Source organism: Streptomyces sp. DSM 40750 (assembly GCF_024612035.1).
Classification (GTDB): Bacteria; Actinomycetota; Actinomycetes; order Streptomycetales; family Streptomycetaceae; genus Streptomyces.
Window position 1 is genome coordinate 5,101,473 of sequence record NZ_CP102513.1, and the last position, 20,332, is coordinate 5,121,804.

The 20,332-nt window shown below is 70.4% G+C and carries 21 protein-coding genes; 14 read left to right on the forward strand and 7 right to left on the reverse strand.

Annotated features, from left to right (window positions below; translation table 11 throughout):
* Nucleotides 1-48: 48 nt before the first annotated feature.
* Both JIX55_RS22715 and panB read left to right on the forward strand, forming a co-directional pair.
* Nucleotides 49-345 carry a hypothetical protein gene (locus JIX55_RS22715; RefSeq protein WP_257565142.1) on the forward strand — a complete coding sequence of 99 codons (297 nt, stop codon included), beginning with the start codon at nucleotides 49-51 and terminating at the stop codon, nucleotides 343-345.
* A 256-nt stretch (nucleotides 346-601) separates the two neighbouring features.
* Nucleotides 602-1,453 carry a 3-methyl-2-oxobutanoate hydroxymethyltransferase gene (gene panB, locus JIX55_RS22720; protein ID WP_257565143.1) on the forward strand — a complete coding sequence of 284 codons (852 nt, stop codon included), beginning with the start codon at nucleotides 602-604 and terminating at the stop codon, nucleotides 1,451-1,453.
* 72 nt (nucleotides 1,454-1,525) lie between these two features.
* Here the strand turns inward: panB and JIX55_RS22725 are convergent, their stop codons facing one another.
* The 3 genes from JIX55_RS22725 to JIX55_RS22735 are packed head-to-tail and all read right to left on the reverse strand — an operon-like array spanning nucleotide 1,526 to nucleotide 3,624.
* Nucleotides 1,526-2,503 (reverse strand): MBL fold metallo-hydrolase, encoded by a 978-nt coding sequence (locus JIX55_RS22725; RefSeq protein ID WP_257565144.1) that lies wholly within the window; start codon nucleotides 2,501-2,503, stop codon nucleotides 1,526-1,528.
* A complete protein-coding gene (locus tag JIX55_RS22730; protein WP_257565145.1) occupies nucleotides 2,500-2,958 on the reverse strand; it encodes a PaaI family thioesterase in 459 nt (152 codons plus the stop codon). The genes JIX55_RS22725 and JIX55_RS22730 overlap by 4 nt, the downstream gene beginning before the upstream one ends.
* A gap of 48 nt (nucleotides 2,959-3,006) precedes the next feature.
* Entirely contained in the window at nucleotides 3,007-3,624 is a 618-nt protein-coding gene (locus JIX55_RS22735; RefSeq protein ID WP_257565146.1) for a LysE family translocator, read from the reverse strand.
* A gap of 111 nt (nucleotides 3,625-3,735) precedes the next feature.
* On the opposite strand from JIX55_RS22735, the gene JIX55_RS22740 reads away from it, so the two are divergent.
* Nucleotides 3,736-4,188 carry an Lrp/AsnC family transcriptional regulator gene (locus tag JIX55_RS22740; RefSeq protein WP_257565147.1) on the forward strand — a complete coding sequence of 151 codons (453 nt, stop codon included), beginning with the start codon at nucleotides 3,736-3,738 and terminating at the stop codon, nucleotides 4,186-4,188.
* 320 nt (nucleotides 4,189-4,508) lie between these two features.
* Here JIX55_RS22740 and JIX55_RS22745 read toward each other — a convergent pair whose 3' ends face one another.
* Nucleotides 4,509-4,955, reverse strand: a complete 447-nt coding sequence (locus JIX55_RS22745; RefSeq protein ID WP_257565148.1) for an ATP-binding protein — start codon at nucleotides 4,953-4,955, stop codon at nucleotides 4,509-4,511.
* A gap of 176 nt (nucleotides 4,956-5,131) precedes the next feature.
* On the opposite strand from JIX55_RS22745, the gene JIX55_RS22750 reads away from it, so the two are divergent.
* The 4 genes from JIX55_RS22750 to JIX55_RS22765 all read left to right on the forward strand — a co-directional run bounded on the left by JIX55_RS22750 (nucleotide 5,132) and on the right by JIX55_RS22765 (nucleotide 7,626).
* On the forward strand, nucleotides 5,132-6,046 hold the full coding sequence (locus JIX55_RS22750; protein WP_257569441.1) for a helix-turn-helix domain-containing protein: 915 nt from the start codon (nucleotides 5,132-5,134) through the stop codon (nucleotides 6,044-6,046).
* The gene (locus tag JIX55_RS22755; protein ID WP_257565149.1) at nucleotides 6,003-6,140 is read left to right on the forward strand and encodes a DUF397 domain-containing protein; all 138 of its coding nucleotides are present in this window, start codon (nucleotides 6,003-6,005) and stop codon (nucleotides 6,138-6,140) included. Before JIX55_RS22750 ends, JIX55_RS22755 begins: the two co-directional genes overlap by 44 nt.
* Before the next feature lie 52 nt (nucleotides 6,141-6,192).
* Complete coding sequence (locus tag JIX55_RS22760; protein ID WP_257565150.1) at nucleotides 6,193-6,414, forward strand: DUF397 domain-containing protein; 222 nt, start codon at nucleotides 6,193-6,195, stop codon at nucleotides 6,412-6,414.
* A 282-nt stretch (nucleotides 6,415-6,696) separates the two neighbouring features.
* Nucleotides 6,697-7,626 carry a hypothetical protein gene (locus tag JIX55_RS22765; protein ID WP_257565151.1) on the forward strand — a complete coding sequence of 310 codons (930 nt, stop codon included), beginning with the start codon at nucleotides 6,697-6,699 and terminating at the stop codon, nucleotides 7,624-7,626.
* A gap of 348 nt (nucleotides 7,627-7,974) precedes the next feature.
* On the opposite strand, the gene JIX55_RS22770 is transcribed toward JIX55_RS22765, so the two are convergent.
* Entirely contained in the window at nucleotides 7,975-9,165 is a 1,191-nt protein-coding gene (locus JIX55_RS22770) for an MFS transporter (RefSeq protein ID WP_257565153.1), read from the reverse strand.
* Between the two features lie 118 nt (nucleotides 9,166-9,283).
* Here JIX55_RS22770 and JIX55_RS22775 point away from each other — a divergent pair, with 118 nt between their 5' ends.
* The 4 genes from JIX55_RS22775 to JIX55_RS22790 all read left to right on the forward strand — a co-directional run bounded on the left by JIX55_RS22775 (nucleotide 9,284) and on the right by JIX55_RS22790 (nucleotide 13,764).
* The gene (locus tag JIX55_RS22775; protein WP_257565154.1) at nucleotides 9,284-10,285 is read left to right on the forward strand and encodes a winged helix-turn-helix domain-containing protein; all 1,002 of its coding nucleotides are present in this window, start codon (nucleotides 9,284-9,286) and stop codon (nucleotides 10,283-10,285) included.
* Between the two features lie 42 nt (nucleotides 10,286-10,327).
* Nucleotides 10,328-10,834: a glutathione peroxidase gene (locus JIX55_RS22780; protein WP_257565155.1), complete on the forward strand. Its 507-nt coding sequence runs from the start codon at nucleotides 10,328-10,330 to the stop codon at nucleotides 10,832-10,834.
* Between the two features lie 92 nt (nucleotides 10,835-10,926).
* A complete protein-coding gene (locus tag JIX55_RS22785) occupies nucleotides 10,927-11,799 on the forward strand; it encodes a MerR family transcriptional regulator (protein ID WP_257565156.1) in 873 nt (290 codons plus the stop codon).
* A 300-nt stretch (nucleotides 11,800-12,099) separates the two neighbouring features.
* Complete coding sequence (locus tag JIX55_RS22790; protein ID WP_257569442.1) at nucleotides 12,100-13,764, forward strand: hypothetical protein; 1,665 nt, start codon at nucleotides 12,100-12,102, stop codon at nucleotides 13,762-13,764.
* A gap of 99 nt (nucleotides 13,765-13,863) precedes the next feature.
* Here JIX55_RS22790 and JIX55_RS22795 read toward each other — a convergent pair whose 3' ends face one another.
* Nucleotides 13,864-16,350 (reverse strand): D-alanyl-D-alanine carboxypeptidase, encoded by a 2,487-nt coding sequence (locus tag JIX55_RS22795; RefSeq protein ID WP_257565157.1) that lies wholly within the window; start codon nucleotides 16,348-16,350, stop codon nucleotides 13,864-13,866.
* Between the two features lie 262 nt (nucleotides 16,351-16,612).
* Between JIX55_RS22795 and JIX55_RS22800 the strand changes: the two genes are divergently transcribed.
* The 3 genes from JIX55_RS22800 to JIX55_RS22810 all read left to right on the forward strand — a co-directional run bounded on the left by JIX55_RS22800 (nucleotide 16,613) and on the right by JIX55_RS22810 (nucleotide 19,289).
* Nucleotides 16,613-17,371: a GOLPH3/VPS74 family protein gene (locus JIX55_RS22800; RefSeq protein WP_033531862.1), complete on the forward strand. Its 759-nt coding sequence runs from the start codon at nucleotides 16,613-16,615 to the stop codon at nucleotides 17,369-17,371.
* Between the two features lie 408 nt (nucleotides 17,372-17,779).
* Entirely contained in the window at nucleotides 17,780-18,649 is an 870-nt protein-coding gene (locus JIX55_RS22805) for a helix-turn-helix domain-containing protein (RefSeq protein ID WP_257565158.1), read from the forward strand.
* 430 nt (nucleotides 18,650-19,079) lie between these two features.
* Nucleotides 19,080-19,289 (forward strand): DUF397 domain-containing protein, encoded by a 210-nt coding sequence (locus JIX55_RS22810; protein WP_257565159.1) that lies wholly within the window; start codon nucleotides 19,080-19,082, stop codon nucleotides 19,287-19,289.
* A 125-nt stretch (nucleotides 19,290-19,414) separates the two neighbouring features.
* On the opposite strand, the gene JIX55_RS22815 is transcribed toward JIX55_RS22810, so the two are convergent.
* On the reverse strand, nucleotides 19,415-20,254 hold the full coding sequence (locus JIX55_RS22815; RefSeq protein ID WP_257565160.1) for a hypothetical protein: 840 nt from the start codon (nucleotides 20,252-20,254) through the stop codon (nucleotides 19,415-19,417).
* Nucleotides 20,255-20,332 lie beyond the last annotated feature (78 nt).

The following is a 20,332-nucleotide window of genomic DNA, read 5'->3' on the forward strand; positions in this document are numbered from 1 at the left end:
TCATGTACTGGCTCGGCGCCGACACGAAGGTCCTCGAGCGCGATGTGCGTGACCTGGCCCGGATCGACTCCAACCTCGCGGCCAAGCCCGTTCAGCCAGTTCCTGCGCGCCCGCGGCCTGCTCGTGTACGACCCCGACCACCCGCCCGTCAGCTTCGGCTTGCTGAGCGGAGCCCTGCCTCGTGGGCTGACGTTGAGCGGTCTGCGCCAGGACCGCATCCTCAACGAAGCAGCCGAGAGCGCCGACCCACTTCGGCTGATGCGCCTGTTCGGCATCACCGAGCAGACCGCAATGCGTTACGTCACCGCCGCCCACCCCGAACGCACCGCCAAGCTGCCCCGATAGGGGCCATCAGCATCCACGGCGGGCGAAGTGAGCGCCGTTCGGGATTCGGTTGGCAGATGACGCCGGACGGCAGGCCCGCCTTTGAGGAGGCTTGGCAAGAATCTTCCAGTCGAAGGGCCACCGGCAGAATAATCTCCCCGGTTTGAGGGCGGGTGGGCGCAGATCGGAAGCACTTTCGGGGCGAAGCCACCTAGCGTCTGGTGATGAATCCGGGGACTCCGACAGGGAGCCTCGAGAAGCACGTCCGGAGGACACCATGAGCGAGCAGCCCGCCCCCTACGGCGGCAACACAGCGACCGCCATCGCCCCGGCTCCGAAGCGGGTCCGGATCCCCCATCTGCGCGAGATGAAGGAGCGCGGGGAGAAGTGGGCGATGCTCACGGCGTACGACATGTACACCGCGGCGACCTTCGACGAGGCCGGCATCCCGGTGCTGCTGATCGGGGACTCGGCGTCGAACAACGTGTTCGGCAACGCGACGTCCCTGCCGGTGACGGTGGATGAACTGCTCCCGCTCGTACGCGCTGTGTCCGGGGCCGCCCGCCGGGCGCTGGTGATCGCGGACCTGCCGTTCGGCTCGTACGAGGCGTCCGCGGAGCAGTGCTTCCATACGGCGGTGCGGTTCATGAAGGAGGCGGGCGCACACGCGATGAAGCTGGAGGGCGGCGAGGAGATGGTGCCGCAGGTGGAGATGCTGACCCGGTGCGGGATCCCGGTGATGGCGCACATCGGGTTCACCCCGCAGGCCGAGCACAGTCTCGGCGGCTACCGGGTGCAGGGTCGGGGTGAGGACGCGCAGCGGCTGGTGTCCGCGGCTAAGGCCTTGGAGGCGGCCGGTGCGTTCGCCGTGCTGATCGAAATGGTGCCCGAGGAGGTCGGTGCGGAGATCACGCGGAGTGTGGCGGTGCCGACGGTCGGCATCGGCGCGGGCAGCGGGTGTGACGCGCAGGTGCTGGTCTGGCAGGACATGGCGGGCCTGCGTACGGGGCGGCTGCCGAGGTTCGTGAAACAGTACGCCGACGTGCATGGCGTACTGCGCGAGGCGGCCCGGGACTTCGCGGCCGATGTGTCGGCGGGGACGTTCCCGGCGCCGGAGCACACCTTCTGACTCTGGAAGACCGGGCAGGTGGGAGCGGGCGAGTGGCCGGAGGATGCTCGCCCACCCCCGTTCCGCCGCGTGTCAGCGCGGCTCCGTCGCCGGCCATGCGCGCGGGTAGGGCACGTGCAACGCCTCGGCCGCCACAGAGGTGTGGTCGGCGGCAGCGTGCAGGCGTCCGTCGCGCAGGACGACCGCGCCGCTGGTGAGCATGGTCGTGACCAGTTCGGTGGCGAGCGCCTCGGGCGTGAGGTCCAGGAGGCGTGCGGCATCGGCGAGCCAGGCCCTGGCATGAAGGTACGGCTCGACCTCACCGGCGGGGATCCCGTCGCGGATCATCAGGGCGAAGGCGAAGATCCGCCGGGCGCCGTACCAGGCGGCCCCGTCGGGATCGTCGACGAGGCGCTGGGCGCGGCGCAGGGCAGCGGCAAAAGCCGTGGCGGGCTCGGTGGGAATCGGGCCGTGGGAGGGGAGGATCACGCGCGGGGCGAGGGCGGCCATCCGCTTGAGGGAGGCGAGGGCCGTGGTGGCCGAGTCGAGGCCGTCGAGGGCGAGGTTGACCCAGCCGACGTCGTAGTCCGACAGCGCGTCCCCGACCACGAGCAGCCGCTCCTCCGGCTGCCACAGGGCCAGATGGCCCGGGGTGTGCCCGGGGGTGCGTATGACTTCCCAGTCGGCGTCCCCGAGGCGGAGGACCTGTCCGTCGTCGAGCGCGAGGTCGACCATGTACGGGGCCACGGGCTGGTCGAGGTACTCGGCCGCGCAGCAGCCTGGGTCCCGGCGGGAGATCGCCTCCGCCTCGGGTGCCCCGGCGGCGATGGCGGCGCCCTGGGCCTGGAGGAGGGCGTTTCCGCCGACGTGGTCGGAGTGCCAGTGGGTGTTCAAGACGAGGGCGATGTCCCCGGCGTGCGCGCGGGCCCAGGCGGCGGTCTCCTCGGCATGGGCCACGAAGCCGGTGTCGATCAGGGTCGGTTGCCGTCCGTGCAGAAGGAGTGTGTTGGCGTCGGGGAAGGGGCGCTGCCACCAGGTCAGCCAGGACGGCAGAGACGGTTGCGGGCTCACTCGGCGGGCCTGGTCACGCGGATCAGGGTCTGCTGGCCGTTGGCGACGAGCTTCCGCTCGCCGTCGGGCTGGACGCCGTACACCTCCAGCCGGCAGACGGTCAGGGTGCGTCCGGGTTTCAGGACGGTGCCGATCGCTTCGAGGTGGTCGCCGGCGGCGGGCGCGAGGAGGTTGATCTTGTACTCGACGGTGAGGACCTCGGAATCCTCGTCGAACAGCGTGAGCGCCGCGTAGCCGCCGGCGCTGTCCGCGATGGCGCTGGTGGCGCCGGCGTGGACGTAGCCGTGCTGCTGGGTCACCTCGGGACGGGACGGAAGCACGATGTGCACGCGGCCGGGACCGATGTGGGCGAGGCGCGCCCCGAGGTGGGACATCAGGCCCTGCAGGTCGAAGCTGTCCTGGATGCGCTTCTGGACTGCGGGGGTCGCCTGTTCCTGCTGCCTCTGGTCGTCCACGTACGTGCTCTCCTTCGGGTCCGTGTCGGGTGGAACGAGACGGGTCCCTCAGCCGGCCAGGCGTTCCACCAGCAGGAAGGCGCCGATGGCGATCATCATGGCACCGCTGATGCGGGTAACGACCCGGGCGGCCGAGGGCCGGGTCTTCAGGACCGTGCGAGCCAGGACGCCGACAGCGAGGTAGACGACGGCGCACGCGGTCAGGTGCAGCATGCTGAGCAGCCCGGTCTGCGCGGCGACCGGCCAGCCGCCGGCGGTGTCTATGAACTGCGGAAACAGCGAGAAGTACAGCAGCAGCGCCTTCGGGTTCAGGCCGCTGATCCCGGCCCCCTTGAGCATGACCTGCGCGCGGGAGGCGTCCGCGCTCTCTCCAGCGGCCGCCAGCACGGCCGGCTGCCGCAGCACGCCCCAGCCCAGCCACAGCAGGTAGCCGGCGCCCGCCACAGTCAGGGCGGTGAGCGCGGCCGGGGAGCTCGCCACGATCACCGCCAGGCCCGCGACGGCCACCAGCGCGTAGGCCGCGTGTCCGGCAACCAGTCCTGTGACGGCCGGGACGACCGAGCGTTCCCGCAGTCCGGCGGAGATCGCGTAGGCCCAGTCAGCGCCGGGGGTGAATACCAACAGCAGGTCCACTGCCAGGAAGGCCGCCAGCGTCGTCGTGTCCATCGATCGTTCCCTCTCGCATTTCTTGCACTGGAGGGAAAGCTAGGCCGGACATGCCCGAAAGTGTTCTCATCTTTACCTCATGATCGCGCGATATGAGGGAGAATCTTCTCCATGGATGCCCTAGACCGGAAAATTCTTACCGAGCTGCAGTTGGACGGTCGTCTCACAATCACCGAGCTGGCCGGCCGCGTGCAGCTCAGCGTCTCGCCCTGCCACCGCCGCCTGCGCGACCTCGAACGCGAGGGTGCGATCCGGGGCTACCGGGCGGTAGTGGACCCGGTCGCAGTCGGTCTGAACTTCGAGGCGCTCGTCTTCGCCACCCTGCGCTGGGAGACCCCCGACACCGTCACGGCCTTCGAAGAGGCCGTCGCCGGTATCCCGCACGTCATCCAGGCCCAGCGTCTCTTCGGCGAACCCGACTACCTCCTGCGCGTCGCCACCACCGACCTGGCCGCCTTCCAGCAGCTCTACGACCAGCAGCTCGCCCGGCTGCCCGGCATCCAACGCCTGACCTCCACCCTCGTCATGAAGAACGTTGTCCAGGACAGGCCGCTACCCGAGTAGCCATCACCTCGGCTGCGCTCCTGAGCGGGGAGGCGGGGAGCACCGAGGGCGCGGTGAAGCTGCGAGAGCGTCACCAGCGTTCGAGCGGCGGCACCGACCGGTTCCGCCGCTCGGTTTTTGCCCCTCCTACGCTGGGGCGCGGCGAGGTCGATCTGGAACCCGCACGCGTCCCCGGCACCAGGGCGATGCTCGCGACCGGTTCAAGCCTCAAGACGTCCGAGAATCCGCGAACCCGCGCGCTTCTGCCCGAACAGGCTCCAAGCTCGGGCCGATCAAGAAGGGGCACACCGCCTCGCCTCCGCGCCCCCGCCGCCAGGCCCTTACAAGGCGCACTCCGCCCATACGGTCTTGCCCACGGTTCGACGGGGCACCGACCCCCAGCGCACGGTCAGGACATCCACCAGTAGCAACCCTCGACCGGATTCGCCCTCGGGGGACGACAAGGGCGGGGCAGTGGGCGGCCGCTTCGCGGAGACGGCGTCGGCGACCTCGATACGGACCAGGCCCGCCGCCGCGTCGAGAGCGAGCCGGAGGCCGAAGTCGCGTCCGGGAACACGGGCGTGCTGTACGGCGTTCGCCGCGAGTTCGCCGACGACGAGGGCGACCGTGCACGACACGTCCGACGCCGACGGGTAGCCCCACTCCTCCATACACCGGACGGCGAGACGTCGGGCGAGCTGCGCACCTCGCGGCGAGGAGACGAACTGCTCGGTGATTGAGGGGAGTTCACGGGACTCGTCTCCCACGGCGGTCGTTCCTGTCAGCACGGCTGGTCCGTCCTTGTCTGTCGAGCTGAGGCATCCCGTGACGTACACGATTCGTCACGTTCCGTGCTCAAGAGTCGTCCGATCGCCCTACGCTCGACAGGTGACACAGCCTTACTTTTCATCCCGTAAGGAACGGAAGTGACGCTTTGGCCAACGGAATTGACCCCAGCGCGTCGATGGCGGCGCTGTTCGGCGCGCGGGTGCGCAGGCTCCGTACGGCGGCCGGACTGACCCAGGCCGAACTCGGCGACAGGACCCACGTGGTGAGCACCCGGATCACACAGATCGAGCGAGCGTCCGGAGCGAAGCCGACGCTGGAGCTGGCTCGTGCGCTGGACGCGGCCCTCGGCGCGGACGACCTGCTGGTCGAGTTGTGGCCGTACGTGTACCGGGAGGCGTTTCCGGACTGGTCGCGGAAGTTCATGGAGTACTCGGAACGGGCGGTGGCCATCCGGCAGTACGCGGCACATGTCGTGCCGGGTCTGTTGCAGACAGAGGACTACGCGCGGGCGGTGCTGCGAGTCGGCCGAACGCTCGGCAGCAAAGAGCAGTTGGAGGAGCGGGTCGCCCTTCGTATGGGACGACAGGAGCGCCTCGGTACGCCCGATCGTCCCAGACTGTGGGTGGTCCTCGACGAGGCGGTGCTCAGGCGTCCGGTCGGTGGCCGGGCGGTGATGGGTGAGCAGTTGGCGCGGTTGCTCGGGGCCACGGCGGAACCTCGCATCACCGTGCAGGTACTGCCGTTCGACCAGGGTGAGCACGATGCCTTGGGTGGCTCGCTCACGGTGCTCACCATGCCGGACGGCTCGGAGATCGCCTACACGGAGGGCGCGCACTACGGCCAACTCATCGAGGATCCGGACGAGGTCAGGGGTTTCGCGCTGACTTACGATCGGCTGCGGGCGGCAGCTCTGCCCCCGCTCATGTCGCTCGACATGATCCGATCCGTGATGGAGGACAACCACCGTGGAGCGAAGGTCCCGTCCCGATCTGAACGGCGCCGCGTGGCGCAAGAGCAGCTACAGCAATCAGGAGGGAGGCGACTGCGTGGAGGTGGCCGACGGCTTCCCGGCCGTCGTCCCGGTCCGTGACAGCAAGGCCCCGCACGGTCCGGCGCTGTGCTTCGAAGCCGCCGCCTGGGCCGCCTTCATAGGCGAGTTGAAGGCCGGGCACCACCACCCCTGAGGCCGTCCGCCGCCACTCAACATGATCCGGTCCACGATGGAGGGCAACTACCATGGCGCGAATCTCCCGTCCCGATCTGAACGGCGCCGCCTGGCGCAAGAGCAGCTACAGCAATCAGGCGGGGGGCGACTGCGTGGAGGTGGCCGATCAGTTCCGAGGGGCCGTCGTCCCCGTCCGTGACAGCAAGGCCCCGCACGGTCCGGCGCTGTGCTTCGAAGCCGCCGCCTGGGCCGCCTTCATAGGCGAGTTGAAGGCCGGGCACCACCGCCCCTGAGGCGGCCGGGCCCCGGCCGCCGTCCGTGTTCCGGGCTCACCGGGCCCTTGTCCGCGAGGGTCCGGCGGGCCGCTGACCTCCTCAAAGAACCGGGGGAAAGAACTACCCGCCCACCCACCCTCCCCGGCCGTGAAGCCCACGTCACCCGTCCGGGTGACCGGCTTGCAGGCGCGGGATACGGACGGTTACGTTCGCCGCGACAACCGCAAACAGATACGGCCCCCGGCCGGGACTGGCATCCCGAACGAGGGCCTGACCAACCAGGAAGTAAGTGGCTTCCCGATGGCTGAACCGCAGTCTAACGCGCGCCTGCGCGCCGACGCCGGAGCTCCGACCTCCGGTGTGATCCACATCCGCACTCGCCTCACGGCCGACTTCACCGTGATCTCCAACGCCCTCGCCCAGCGACGCGGCAGCGCGGTCACGGTCGGCGTCGCGGTGTACATCCTCTCCCTGCCCACCGGCACCCCCGTGACCATCGCCGCCCTGTGCGAGCACTTCAGCGAGGGCGAGATCCTCATCTCGCGAGCGCTCAGGGAACTCGAAGAGGCCGGATACCTGGAGCGCCGCCGCGAGCGACTGTCCACCGGGCAGATCCGCACCCGGACGTACTTCTACGACATCCCCGGCGGCGGTCCGGACCTGGATACGGACCTGGATACGGACCCGGATACGGACCCGGACGGGCCTCCGGACCCGCCCAAGCCCCGCCGACCCCGTAAGCAGCCCGCCGTCGCGGCGGCGGTCACGCCCGCTTCCGCGGCCGTGGAGGAAACCGTGGCCGCGCCCGTCCAGGCCGAGGCGGAGACACCGACCCCGCTCGCCGACGCGGACCCGCAGGCCATCGCCGTACTCGCCGCCCTGCGCCGGGTCGACCCCCGCCTCGTCCTGTCCGTGCGGGAAGCCGCCCGCCTCGCCCCGGCCGTCACCCGGTGGCTCGCGGCAGGCCTCCTGCCGACCCAGATCACGGACCACCTCACCGCAAGGCTCCCGCAGCAGCTCCGGGGCCGCCCGGCCGGCATCGTCGCCCACCGGCTCAAGGAGACGCCCCTGCCCACACCGGCCAGAAGCATGGAACGCGCGGAACCCGCAGTACGTCCGGCGGTGGGGCGCATGCGGAACTGCGACGGTTGCGACCGGGGTTTCCGCTCGGCGGGAGACAGCCGCTGCCGGGACTGCCGATCCCATGACCAGCTTCGGGCGGCCGGCTGAGCCAGGTGGAGCCGGTGCGGAGGGGCAGCCTTCGGTGCCGTTCATCGCGGTGGCCGAGGGGCGGCCACGGTCTCCCCGTCGTGGCTGCCAATCGCGTCACGGTCGTAGCGCTGTGCCGCGCAACAGCGCGCCTTGCCGCCCGAGTTCAGGGACTGACGTCCAGGATGCGCACCGGCCGCCAGTCGGCGAAGAGGTTCTTCTGGATGCGTCAAGTGGCGTGAGAGTCCCAGCGACACGCCGCCTGCAGGGCGTGTCGCTGGGACTACGCGCCCACTTGGCTCTCGCTTGGCGATTCGGTGTCGACCGAAGTTGAGCGGGAGACGGTGTCCCGCATCTGTGAACGGGCCGTCAAGACGCACGCGCCGGTGACGTGAGCCCTGCCCGCTCGTCTCGTCCCGCCGCCCACAGCCCCAGCGTCACCGCCACCGACGCCCCCGCCATCACCGTCATCGCCGTACCCGGCGAGGTCAGTTGGGCCACAGCGCCCGCCAGGCCCGCGCTCACCCCCTGCAGCGTGAGCATCCCCGCCGAGTGCAACCCCAGGGCGTGGCCGGTGAGTTCGGGTGGGGTCAGGGCGAGGAGTCGCTGCTGCTGGACCAGGCTCGCGCCGAAGCCGATGGAGGCGAGGGTCGCGCAGGCCGCCGCGACGGGGGTGGGTGGGTGGAGGGCGAAGAGCGGGTAGGGGCCGGCCAGGAGCAGCAGGAGAGGTGTGGCCAGGCCGTCGCGTATCCGGGGCGGGAGGAGGCGGCCGACCGTCACGTCACCCGCCAGCATGCCGAAGGCCGCGCAGGCGAAGAGCAGGCCCGCACGGTCGGGGGCGTACGCGACGAACAGGGACTCGCAGCCGACGACGAGGCCGTTGGGGATCCACAGGCCGAGGTAGAGGCGGCGGCGCGGAGCCGACGACCACAGGTGGGCGTTCGTGCGCCAGGTCTCGGCGACGGACGGGCGGCCGGAGGCGCGTGGGGCACGGCGGGTCAGGCCCAGGGAGGTGCAGAGAGCCGCCGCCGCGTAGAGGGACGCCGATACCAGGAGCGTGACCGCCGGGGACAGCAACGCCACCAGGGCGCCGCCGGTCGCGTAACCGGCGATCTGCGTGAGTCCGTGCAGCATGTTGAACACCGAGCGGCCGAGCAGATAGCCGTCTTTCGGGAGGATCTCGTTCAGCAGGCCCCAGCGGACTCCCCCGCCGAGCGACGCGACGAGGCCCTGGGCCGCGATCACCGCGAAGACCGTCCACAGGGGCAGACCGGGCAGCGCCAGCGACGCCGTACTCGCCGCGAAGACCACGGCCAGACCCGTCATCGTCGCCCTCGGCGGCAGCCGGTCCGCCGCCGAGAGCAGGGTCGTCGCACCGACCACCTGGGCGAGGGACGGGCCGAACATGCTGAGGGCGGACAGGAGCGGCGAGCCGGTCGCCTCGTAGACGGAGGTGCCGAGGGCCAGGCCGCCGATCGTGGACGCGGCGACCTGGAGGGAGGAGGAGAGGAAGAGAGGGGTGAACTCCCTTGTGCGGAAGAGGGCTTGATAGCTGCGCATGGGCAGTGACCCTCAGGCACGCCGCCGGTCGGCCGTAATGTTTCGCGCACACGCGAAAGCCAAGACGCGCACACGCGAAAGACGAGGCGCGCACGCGCCGAACCCCGGAGGTGTCCACGTGGGCTGGTGGCAGGTCAACGCCGACACCCTCGCCCGGAGCCGGTTCGTCGTCTCACCGCTGGCCGAGACGTTCGCGAACCTGAAGATGCTGCACGCCGGGACGGGGACGCACCCCGGTGAGCGGACCTGGCTGGCGGACCGTCTGCCCGCGTACCGGGCCGAGCTGGCCCGCGACCCCCTCACCGCCCTGCTCGTCCGCTCGGGGCTCGGCAAGGAGTGGATCGCCGACTTCCTCACCCCTGCCCCGCGCGAGGGCGAGACCTTCGCCGACGAGGTCGCCCGGGTCCGGTGCGCCGACCCCGCCGCCGCCCGCGCCCACCTCGCCGTCTCCCTGCGCGGCCCCCTGCCCGCCGCCCTGCACCGGGACGACCTGCCCGACCGCGCGGCCGACCTCCTGACATACGTGTGGGAGGAGACCGTACGGCCGTACTGGGAGCGGCGGCGGCGTGTACTGGAGGCCGATGTCCTCGCCCGTACCGCGCGGTTGGGGCAGGGCGGCTGGGCGGCCGTACTGGACGCGATGCGGCCCGGGATGCGGTGGCTCGGGGAGAACCGGCTCCAGGTCAATCTCCATGAGTACCCGCCGCGGGAGATCTCCGGCGCGCGGCTCGTCTTCGTGCCGGTCACCCCGCAGCGCACCGGGTGGGTGGCGTGGGAGGAACGGGAGCGGTACGCCGTCGTCTACCCGTGCTCGGGCGTCCTCGCCGACGGGAACGGCACGACGGCCGTACCCGCCGCCCTCGGTCCGCTCCTCGGCGACGCCCGCGCCCGCGTCCTCGTCCTCCTCGACTCCCCGATGAGTACGACGCAACTGTGCGCGGTCACCGGGCAGGGCCTCGGCTCCGTCGGCCGTCATCTGAGGGTGCTGCTGGACGCCGGGCTGGTGCGGCGCGGGCGGGCCGGGCGGTCGGTGCTGTACGCGCGGACGGCGGCGGGGGAAGTGCTGACGCGTGCCGGAGAGACGGATATCTCCTCAGGTAACAGATATCTCCTCAGGTAGGGGCGGCGGGGGCGAAAACCCTTCCGGAGATAGCATCCGCATATGACTACAGACAACGCTGGCACCTCCGTCCTCGACGTCGAGATCGATGCCCTGAAGGGCGGTCCCGCGGACCTCGCCCAGTACGCCGGTCAGACCGTCCTCGTGGTGAACGTGGCCTCCAAGTGCGGCCTCACCCCCCAGTACACGGGCCTTGAGGCGCTGCACGCGCGCTACGCCGCGCAGGGCTTCACCGTGCTCGGGGTGCCGTGCAACCAGTTCCTCGGGCAGGAGCCGGGTTCGGCCGAGGAGATCGCGGAGTTCTGCTCGGCGACGTACGGCGTGACCTTCCCGATGACCGAGAAGGTCGAGGTCAACGGGGAGGGGCGGCACGCGCTGTACGAGCGCCTGGTGGGTCACGCGGACGCCGAGGGCCACACCGGTGACATCCGCTGGAACTTCGAGAAGTTCCTGATCGGCCGCGACGGCTCGGTCGTCGCCCGCTTCTCCCCGCAGACCGAGCCCGAGTCGGCCGAGCTGGTCGCCGCCCTGGAGAAGGCCCTCGGCTGACGTCTGGAGGGCTGCCGTTGACCTTGCCCCAGGGGCAAGGGGCACCGTCCCTCTCGCCGGGCGGAGGGCGCCCGGCGACGGAGGATGACCCAGTGGACCCGGACGACCTGCTCACCATCGGCGCCTTCGCCGCCCGCGCACGACTGTCGGCGAAGGCGCTGCGGCTGTACGACCGGCTGGGGCTGCTCACCCCGGCGTACGTCGACGAGGTGAACGGCTACCGGTACTACCGGGCCGACCAGGTCGAGCCTGCCCGTCTGGTGGCCCTGTTGCGCCGGCTCGACATGCCTCTCGCGCGGATCACCGAGATCGTGGACGCCGTCGAGCTGGACGGCGCGTCGGCCGCCGACCGGCTCGCCGCGTACTGGGCCGGGGCCGAGGAACGGTTCGCGTCCCAGCGGACCCTTGTCGCCTACCTCCGTGGACGGTTGTCGGGAAGGGAGTCCGGGATGGACGAGACGTACGGAAAATTCGTGGTCGAAACGGTTGATACGGCACCGCAGGTGCTGTTGACCCAGTCGCGGCACACCCTGGCGGACGAGTTGCCGGCGTGGATCGGGGCGTCGCTGGGGCGGCTGGAGGAGGGCGCCGCGGTCTGCGGCGGAACCACCGGGGCGCCGTTCGTGGTGTACCACTCCGAGGTGTCCATGGAGAGCGACGGGCCGGCCGAGTCGTGTGTGCCGGTCGCGGACGAGAGCGCCGCCGGGGCGTGGGCGGCGGAGCACGGGCGGGCCTGGGAGACGAAGGTGCGCGTGGAGCCGGCGGGGCGGCTCGTGTACACCCGGATCAGCAAGGCCCAGGTGGCGCATCCGCAGATCATCGCGGCCTTCGAGGCGGTCGAGCGGTGGATCGCCGAGCACGGCCTGGAGGTCACCGGCCCGTGCCGCGAGATCTACTTCGCGGACTGGGACGCGGCGGGCCCCGAGGACCCGGTGTGCGACGTGGCGTTCCCGGTCGCATCCTGACCCTGTTACAGCCGTGACCGATGCGGCCGTAGGGGTTTCCCTACGGCCGTAGCGGATCGCACACGTCCTGTCGGCCAACTGTCAGCGAGTGATTAGCGTCTACCTCAACAGCGTCTTCCTCAACACATGGAGAACGACGGAGAACATCCGGGAGACGTCTGTGAAGACCCGCACCCGCCCGCACGAGTCGAACGGAACGGAAGAGCCGCAGTGGCCTTTGCCGAACTGACCCCACGGCGACCCGTCTCGCGCGCCGACAAACCGTCGCCGACGCGCGAGCCGTGGCGCGAGCGCCACCGAGTGCCCCTCATGGCCGCCCTGTGCGCCCTGCCGCTGTACATCGTGTGGTGGGCGGTCTTCGCGACCGGCGGCGGCGATCTGGCGGCCCAGGTGGCGTGGGCGGAGTTCGCGAAGATGTACCCGGACTCCGCGGTCAACCTGTTCTGGTACGGCGGACTGCACGCGGCGAACTACAGCGTGCTCTCGCCGTACCTGATGGCGGCGTGCGGCGTCGTCCCCGTCACGCTGGTGTCGGGGCTCTCGGCGTCCTGGCTGGCCGGCGAGGTCATCACCCGAACAGGCGTACGCGCGCCGGTGCCGATCGCGCTGGCGGCGACGTTCTCGCTGTGGTGCCAGGTGGTGTCGGGGCGCTCCACGTTCATGCTGGGCACGACCTTCGCGATGGGGGCCCTGCTGGCGGTGCTGAGCGGACGCGGCGCGCGGCATCTCGCCGTGGCGGCGGTGTGCGCGACGCTGTCCACGATGGGGAGCCCCGTCTCCGGGCTGTTCCTCCTCGTGGTCGGCGCCGCGTATCTGCTGTGCCGCGAGTGGGGCCGGGCGGCGGCGCTGCTCGTGCCGCCGGTGACCGTCGTCGCCGTCACCACCGTGCTGTTCCCCTTCGAGGGCGAGCAGCCCATGGCCTTCAGCCGGATATGGCCGCCGGTCGTCCTGTGCGCCCTGGTCGTGCTGGTCGCCCCGAGCGCCTGGCGGGTGCTCCGCCTGAGCGCCGCGATCTACGCGCTCGGCGTGGTCCTCTGCTACCTGATCCCCACCCCCATCGGCACCAACGTCGAACGCCTCCTCGAACTGGCGGGCCCGGCCGCGGCCCTGGCGATCTGCCTGTACCGGGGCGAGGGCCGCACGGACGACTCCCGGCTGCCGCTGTCCTGGTTCACCCCCCGGCGGCGGATCGTGGCCGGCGCGGTGGCCCTGGTCCTCTCCGTGACCTGGCTGACCGGCAAGACGACCGCCGACATCGTCACGAACACCAAGGTGCCCGAGTGGGCCGTGAAGACCGACGGCGTCGTGAACGAACTCAAGCGGCTCGGCGCCTGGAAGACCCGCGTCGAGGTGGTACCGGCCCGCGACCACCGCGAGGCCGCCATCCTCGCCCCGTACATCAACATGGCGCGCGGCTGGAACCGGCAGGCCGACGTCGAGCGCGGCCGTCTCTTCTACGAGGGCCACGGCGGGACCGAGGTGCCCGAGGGCGCCTTCACCCCGGCCGCCTACAAGGCCTGGCTCTCCCAGTGGGCCGTCGGCTTCGTCGTCCTCGTCAACGGCGAGCCGGACGGGCCCGCCGAGCTCGAACACGCCCTGGTGACCAGCGGACCGGACTATCTGGAGCCCGTCTGGCAGGACGCCAACTGGAAGATCTACCGGGTGAGGAACGCGACCCCGCTGGTCGACGAGCCGGCCTCCGTCGTGAGCGCCGACGGCGCCAACCTCGTCGTCCATATGCCGAAGCCCGGCGAGGTCATCGTCCGCGTCGCCTACTCCCCCTGGCTCTGGGCCGACAACGGCTGCCTCACCGCCGACCGCGAGTCCGACGGCGACCTCACGGAGTTCACCCGTCTGACGGTCCATGAGGCGGGGGACGTCCGCATCAGCTCCCAGTACGGGGGGCCTTCGCGGACGACGGCGCTGGAGTGCGAGAAGGAAGCGGACGAGAAGGCCGAGCCGTAGGGGACGGGGACCCGGTCGCCCGTACGAACACGAGGCGCCCCTCCTGGCTCGGTGGCCTGGAGGGGCGCCTCTCCCGTTCGTACCGCCTTGCCGCGGTGGTCAGCTCACGCGGGTCAGCCTCGTGCCGAAGCCCGGTTCGGTGAGGTCCTTCTGGAGGGCGACCGGTACCTGGACGCCGTCGCCGGAGCCGTCGCCCACGGTCAGGGAGCCCACCTCGGTGCCGGTCTTCGCCTCGTTCGGGATGGACTCGCTCGGGTCGAGTTCGAGCTTGACGGTCTTGCCGGCCCAGCCGACCGCCGAGACGTCCTGCGTGACCACGACCGGGGTCTGTCCGCCGAGCCCGTCGTCGACGTATCCGACGACGTCGCCCTTCTTCAGGATCGTGCTGGACGTCAGCGCGTCCTGGGCGGCGACCATGGCCGTCTTGCTGACCGCGTTGACCGTGTCGATGATCGGCGACGTGTGCTGGCCGAGGATCGCGCCGACGACGATCACCGTCTCACCGCCGACCTCCTTCGTGGCCGCGAAGAGCAGGTTGCCGCCGGCGGCCGTGGTGGAGCCGGTCTTGATGCCGATGGCGTTGTCGTACGGGACGAGGGTGTTGTAGTTCCGGTGTTTCAGGCCTGAGGGGTCAATCCACTCGGGCAGCCTGGTGATGTCGGTGAGGGCCTTCATCTTCACCAGCGCGTTGCCGAGCTTGACCTGGTCCTCGGCGGTGGAGACCGTCGTCTCCTTCAGCCCGGAGGGGTCGGTGTACGTGGTGTTGGTCATGCCGAGGTCCTTGGCGGCGGCGTTCATCTTCTTGACGAACTCCTCCTCGGAACCGTTGCTGTCCCAACGGGCGAGCAGCCGCGCGATGTTGTTCGCGGACGGAATCATGATGGCCGCGATCGCGTCGTACTGGGTGAGCTTGTCACCCTCCTTGACGGTGTTGAGCGTGGACTCGCCCTTGCCGGGCTCGTCGTAGCCGCCCTCGATCTCCGCCTTCTCGTCGACCGGGATCGTCGCGCCCTTCGCGCCGACCTTCATCGGGTGTTCCTTGAGGATGACGTACGCGGTCATCGCCTTGGCGACAGAGCCGATGGCCGCGGGCTTCTGCTCGCCGAAGCTGTCCACCGTGCCGATGCCGTTGACGTCCATCCAGCCCTGGCCCTCGTCGGGCCACGGGAGGGAGGCCTTCTCGCCCTCGAACGCGTACGACTCGTCGGCGGTCAGCGCGAGCGTGGGCGTCGGGAGCGGGCGCACAGCCTGTACGACCGCAAACACGATCGCCAGCAGGATCGCCAGCGGCGTCCAGATCTTGACCCGCCGGATGACCGTCCGCACCGGGGTCTGCCGCGGCGGCGGAGTGTTCGTCAACTCCGCCAGCAGATCCAGCGGCGGCCTCGGCGGCAACGGCTGCTGCGTGGTCCGCTCCGGCCCCACCTGGGGAATGGCCCGCGTCGCCTCCGCGGGACTGAGGGCAGCCGCGTCCGCCGCTCCCTGCGGGGGCTTGGGCGCGGCAGGCTCGTCCAGCGGCTTGAGCGCTACGAATTTGCTGGTGCGCTCAACGGGAGGGACGACATCAGCGTCGTCACTTTTGGCGTCCTCGTCACCCTCGTCGACGTCGGCAGGCTTGGCTGCCCCACCCCCCAGCTTGAGCATCGTGGTGGGCTGATCCACAGCGGGCGGCCGAGGAGCCCGGAAGATCGCGGTCGGCTGGTCCACAGGCCGATCCGCCTCGGCTCCGCCGTCGCCCTCCGACTTTCCATCCGCACCACCCGCACCACCCGTGCGACTTTCGTCGTCATCTGCGGGTGACCCCTGTGGGGCGTCCTCACCGTCGGCGGCTTCCGGCTCGTCACCGTCAGCGGCTTCCGGCTCGTCGTCGGGCAGTTCGTCAGCGGAGGCGGAGCCGGGCGCGTTCTCGTCTTCCGTGCCAGGCCCCTTGTCGGCCTCAGCCCCGGCCTCCGACTCGGCGTCAGCGTCAGCAGCCTCGTCGCCGGCGGCGTCGCTCGGCTCGTCCTCGGCCTCGTCGTCGTCCCTGCTCGGCTCGTCCTCGTCCTCGGCGGCCTCGCTGTCGGGCTGCGCCTCCGTGTCGCCGTCAGAGCCCTCGGCAGCCTCGTCCGCCCCGTCACCGTCGTCCGACCCGGCGTCGTCCGATCGCCCGGCATCCGAGCCCTCGCCGTCCGCCGCATCGCCTCGGCCTGTCTCCGGCCCATCTGCCTTCGACCCAACGGTCCCTGGCTCGACGTCCTCCGACCCGGCGGTGCCCGCTTCCTCGGCCCTCGCCTCCTCGGCCTTCGCCCCTTCGGCCTTCGCCCGTTCGGCGCCCTCCGCCTCGGCCGGCTTCAGCCCCTCCGCCTCGGCCGCCTCAAGGAGTGCCCTGCGGGAGAACACCGCCGTCGCCTGGTCGACCTTCGGGGCCGGTCCTCGGGACATCGAGACGCGAGGGTCCGGGGGCGGCTCGGTGGAGCCGGAGGACTGGCCCGGGAGGGAGCCTTTGCCTCCCGGGGCCGGGGTGTCCGGGATCGGCGCCTCGCTCCCCGACGTCGACCCCGTCGACGACTCGTACCGCTTCGACCTGTCGGGGGACGTGCCCGCCACCGATGCCTCCTCCCGCGCGCCGCCCGTCCTAGAGCGCGCGCCCAACCGAACCGTGAAACCCGCCGCCCGGACCCTAACCACCGCGCGCACCACCGCGCCTCGCCGCTGTCCGAACCATGTACCAGTGTCCTGTGTGCGGGCTTAACCACTGCGGTAGACGAGAACGACATACCTATCGGTTCCACTACATTCCGGTCACGCACCCTCGACAGACCAATGTGAGAGGGGTCACCCTGTCATTCATCCACGCGGGGAGGCATGGATGGGCATGAGCCGCAGAACACTTCCGGAGGAGCTTCTGCTACTGGCGCTGGACCCGGCCACGGGTACCACCGCACAGCCGCAGTCGCTCGACCTTGGTCTGGCCGGAGCACAGCTAGTGGAGCTGGCGCTGGCCGGACGGATAGCCCCAGACGGGGATCGTATCGCCGTGGTGTCCCCACGGCCGACTGGAGATCCAACATTGGACTGCGCGTTGGAGTTGCTGCGAAGGCGTGGCGCTCCGGTACGTGCTATCCACTGGATTGGCGGGCCGCGTCTCGGGCTTCGCCAGACCTACCTCTCGCATCTGGAGCGGTGCGGCATGGTGCATGCCGTGGCGGGCCAGATGTGCGGAGTGCTGCCGACGACTCGCTATCAGGCGAGTCAGACCGAGATCAGCCGGGAGATCCGAGCCCGACTGGACTCCGCGATCCGCACCGGCGTCCCGCCGGACCCGCGGACCGCGGCGCTCGCCGCGCTGGCGCACGCGGTCGGCCTCGGCAAGCACCTGTACCCGGGGAACGAGGGACGCTCGTCCCGCTCCCGGCTGCGGGACCTGATCCGGCACGACCCCATGGGCGGCCTGGTGGCCCACGCCGTCATGGACGTCCAGAACGGCGTGGCCGCGCAGCCACGCCGCAGCCCGGCACCGACCGGCCGTCAGGCCGCCCCCGGCGCCAGGCCACCCGCACCGGAACCCGCACGCGGCGTTCCGATGCAGCCGCGCCGCGGCTCCATGGCACGCGTCGTGGCGCACTGAGGCACGGAGGTGTGAGGTGCCGGGCCCAGAGCCGCGGGCCTGACGCCGACCGCACCAGAGGTTCCAGACGTTCCACACGTTCCACAGCACCGCTTGCACCGCTTGCACCGCTTGCACCGCCGGCACCGGACCAACCGAAGGAACCCCAGGACCCGGTTCGGGAGCCGCAGGCTCGCGCGGGGCGATGAGGCCGTACGTACGACTCCGTACGACGCGACCCCAGCGCCCCGCGCGGCCGCATGCGCCCGTACATCCGGCGGATATCCCTCCGCAGCGGAAAAACACCGGCGCGAACGGCGCGTGCGCAGCGCATATCCGGCGTTTCCCAGCGGTACTCGGCATCTTGGTGGCAATCTGCTCAACGGCAGATACACAAAGTTGAGGCACGCAGCCGGAGGTGCACGTCCCGTGGCGTCCAATGTCAATCCCACTGTCAGGCGACGCCGGTTGGGCCAGGAGCTGCGTCGGCTCCGGGAGCTCAAGGGCATGACCGCCGAGGAGGTCGCCGAGCGGCTGCTGGTCTCCCAGTCGAAGATCAGCCGCCTGGAGAACGGCCGCCGCAGCATCAGCCAGCGCGACGTCCGCGACCTCTGCGGGGTCTACGAGGTCGAGGACCAGCGCGTCGTCGACTCGCTGATGCAAATGGCCAAGGATTCGCGCCAGCAAGGTTGGTGGCACGCGTTCGGGGACGTCCCGTACAGCGTCTACATCGGCCTGGAGACGGACGCGGCCAGCCTGCGCGTCTACGATCCCCAGGTCGTCCCCGGGCTGCTGCAGACCCGCCCCTACGCCGAGGCGCTCATCGCGGGCGCGCTGCCCGAGACCACCCCCGGCGACATCGACAGGCGCGTCCAGGTACGGCTACGGCGACAGGAACGTATCTCCGCGCCGGAGAGCCCCCTGCGGCTGTGGACCGTCCTCGACGAGGCCGCGCTGCGCCGTGTCGTGGGCAATCGCTCCCTCATGCGCGAGCAGTTGGAGTACCTGGTCGAGCAGTCCCAACTCCCGCACGTCACCGTGCAGGTCATCCCCTTCGACATGGGCGCGCATCCCGGCCTGAACGGGCAGTACGCGATCCTGGAGTTCCCGGACGCGTCCGATTCCAGCGTCGTCTACATCGAGGGCGTCACCAGCGACCTGTACCTGGAGAAACCCACCGACGTCCAGAAATACAGCGTCATGTACGAGCACTTGAGGGCACAGGCCCTGAACGTGGATCAATCCCGCCAGTTCATCGCGGACATCGCAAAGAACTATGCACAGCTCCGTCCGCAATGAAGTCCCGCTGAAACTCCACTGACGCCCCCTGACGCCCCTCTGGCGCCCCGCTGATGCCCCCTCCGATCGCCCCTCCGATCGCCCCTCTGATGCCCCCTCCGATCGCCCCTCCGATCGCCCCTCTGATGCCCCCTCCGATCGCCCCTCCGATCGCCCCTCTGATGCCCCTCTGATGCCCCTCTGATGCCCTCGTGGGGCTGAAGGGGCCGGAAGATACACCCATGACACTCCCGGAGGGAAGAGTTCCATGGAATATGCCACCCACCCGAGTGAATAGTCGCTTCGTCGGCCGATGTTGGCGAGTAGCGTCGATCACGCCAAGGGAATCAACGACCTTGGCGGAAACCGAACTGTGGATTCCGGAAACGGTCAGCAACGCCCCACGGCTCGGCGACAGCAACTCAACGACCAACCGGCAAGCGGAGCAGAAATGGCAATTCAGCAAGGCGCCACGGACACGTGGGTCAAGTCCTCTTACTCCACGGGCAACGGCGCGTGCGTCGAGGTCAAGTCCCCCGTCCTCTCGGCCCTGTCCGTGCGTGACTCCAAGGTTTCCGACGGTCCGACGCTGGCGTTCCCCACCGACTCGTGGAACGCGTTCGTGGCCGAGGTCAGCCGAGGAGCCTTCGACCTCGCGTGACCATGGTTCACCCCAACCATCATCACCACCCCTACAACTTCACATACACCCACTGACAGAGCCCTCTCGACCGGCCCGCCGTCCTGGCCGAGGGGGCTCGGCCTTGCCCGCCCCTCAGCCCGGGGTCACCGCAGCCGGTCCACGTACCTGTCCGTCCCCGGCACCGTCGGGATGAACGGCGCCAGCAACTCCAGCCGCCCCAGCCCCGCTTCCGCGACCGCCTCCCCCAGCCCGCCGAAGCACGCCTCCCAGCACTCCCGCGGATCGGCCTCCAGGAACCACAGCAGGGTGAGGCGGGTGTCGACGCCCTCGACCTGCTTCACGTACGACATCCGGTCGAGGGGCAGCGGGGTGGGCCGGAAGACCGTGACCATGGCCGCTGGCGACCCGGCGAGCCGCTTGGGCAGCTGCCGGACCCGCAGCCACTCCAGCAACTCGGCGCGCTCGTCCGGCCCTTCGGCGTCGATCACCTCCAGCACCAGGCCCGCGTACGGGTGGTCGAGGGCGTGGAAGTCGCGGGGCCCGGCGGCCCCGTCGCGGTAGACGGTCGCCTCGTGGTCCTGGAAGGCCGTGAAGACATGCGTACGGTCCTGGTAGACACGCGCGTCGCGATTCAGCCGTTTGTTGATGGCGACGGTCCAGCGCATGTGGTCGTCGTAGCGGCCGTCGGTGACCCAGTACGTGGAGAGATAGCAGCCGGCGGTGACTGGCTGGGCGATCGCCGACTTCTCGGGTGTACGCAGGAGTTGCAGGTCGCGGGTGGCCACCCAGCGGCGCCCCGCGAACATCCAGGGCATGGCCATCGCGCCCGCGTAGTAGTGGTCGTCCTCGTACCAGCGGTTGTACGCGTACTCGTGGCCCGGATGCGGCTCGACCATGGTGATCAGCGCATGGCCGGGGTGGACGCCGTACGGGCCGACGGCGGCCAGTTCGGCGTACGTGGCGCTGCGGGTGTCCTCGCTCATGTGCTTCCCCTTCCGTCCACCTGCGGTCGCCCCTACTCTGACGCTCCGTCAGATAGTGCGCCAGAGCCGGGAGGTCCC

Coding starts and splice junctions, on each gene's coding strand:
- panB (WP_257565143.1), top strand. CDS start 602: ATGAGCGAGCAGCCCGCCCCCTACGGCGGCAACACAGCGACCGCCATC.
- JIX55_RS22735 (WP_257565146.1), bottom strand. CDS start 3,624: ATGGACACGACGACGCTGGCGGCCTTCCTGGCAGTGGACCTGCTGTTG.
- JIX55_RS22740 (WP_257565147.1), top strand. CDS start 3,736: ATGGATGCCCTAGACCGGAAAATTCTTACCGAGCTGCAGTTGGACGGT.
- JIX55_RS22750 (WP_257569441.1), top strand. CDS start 5,132: ATGGCGGCGCTGTTCGGCGCGCGGGTGCGCAGGCTCCGTACGGCGGCC.
- JIX55_RS22760 (WP_257565150.1), top strand. CDS start 6,193: ATGGCGCGAATCTCCCGTCCCGATCTGAACGGCGCCGCCTGGCGCAAG.
- JIX55_RS22765 (WP_257565151.1), top strand. CDS start 6,697: ATGGCTGAACCGCAGTCTAACGCGCGCCTGCGCGCCGACGCCGGAGCT.
- JIX55_RS22770 (WP_257565153.1), bottom strand. CDS start 9,165: ATGCGCAGCTATCAAGCCCTCTTCCGCACAAGGGAGTTCACCCCTCTC.
- JIX55_RS22780 (WP_257565155.1), top strand. CDS start 10,328: ATGACTACAGACAACGCTGGCACCTCCGTCCTCGACGTCGAGATCGAT.
- JIX55_RS22800 (WP_033531862.1), top strand. CDS start 16,613: ATGGGCATGAGCCGCAGAACACTTCCGGAGGAGCTTCTGCTACTGGCG.
- JIX55_RS22810 (WP_257565159.1), top strand. CDS start 19,080: ATGGCAATTCAGCAAGGCGCCACGGACACGTGGGTCAAGTCCTCTTAC.
- JIX55_RS22815 (WP_257565160.1), bottom strand. CDS start 20,254: ATGAGCGAGGACACCCGCAGCGCCACGTACGCCGAACTGGCCGCCGTC.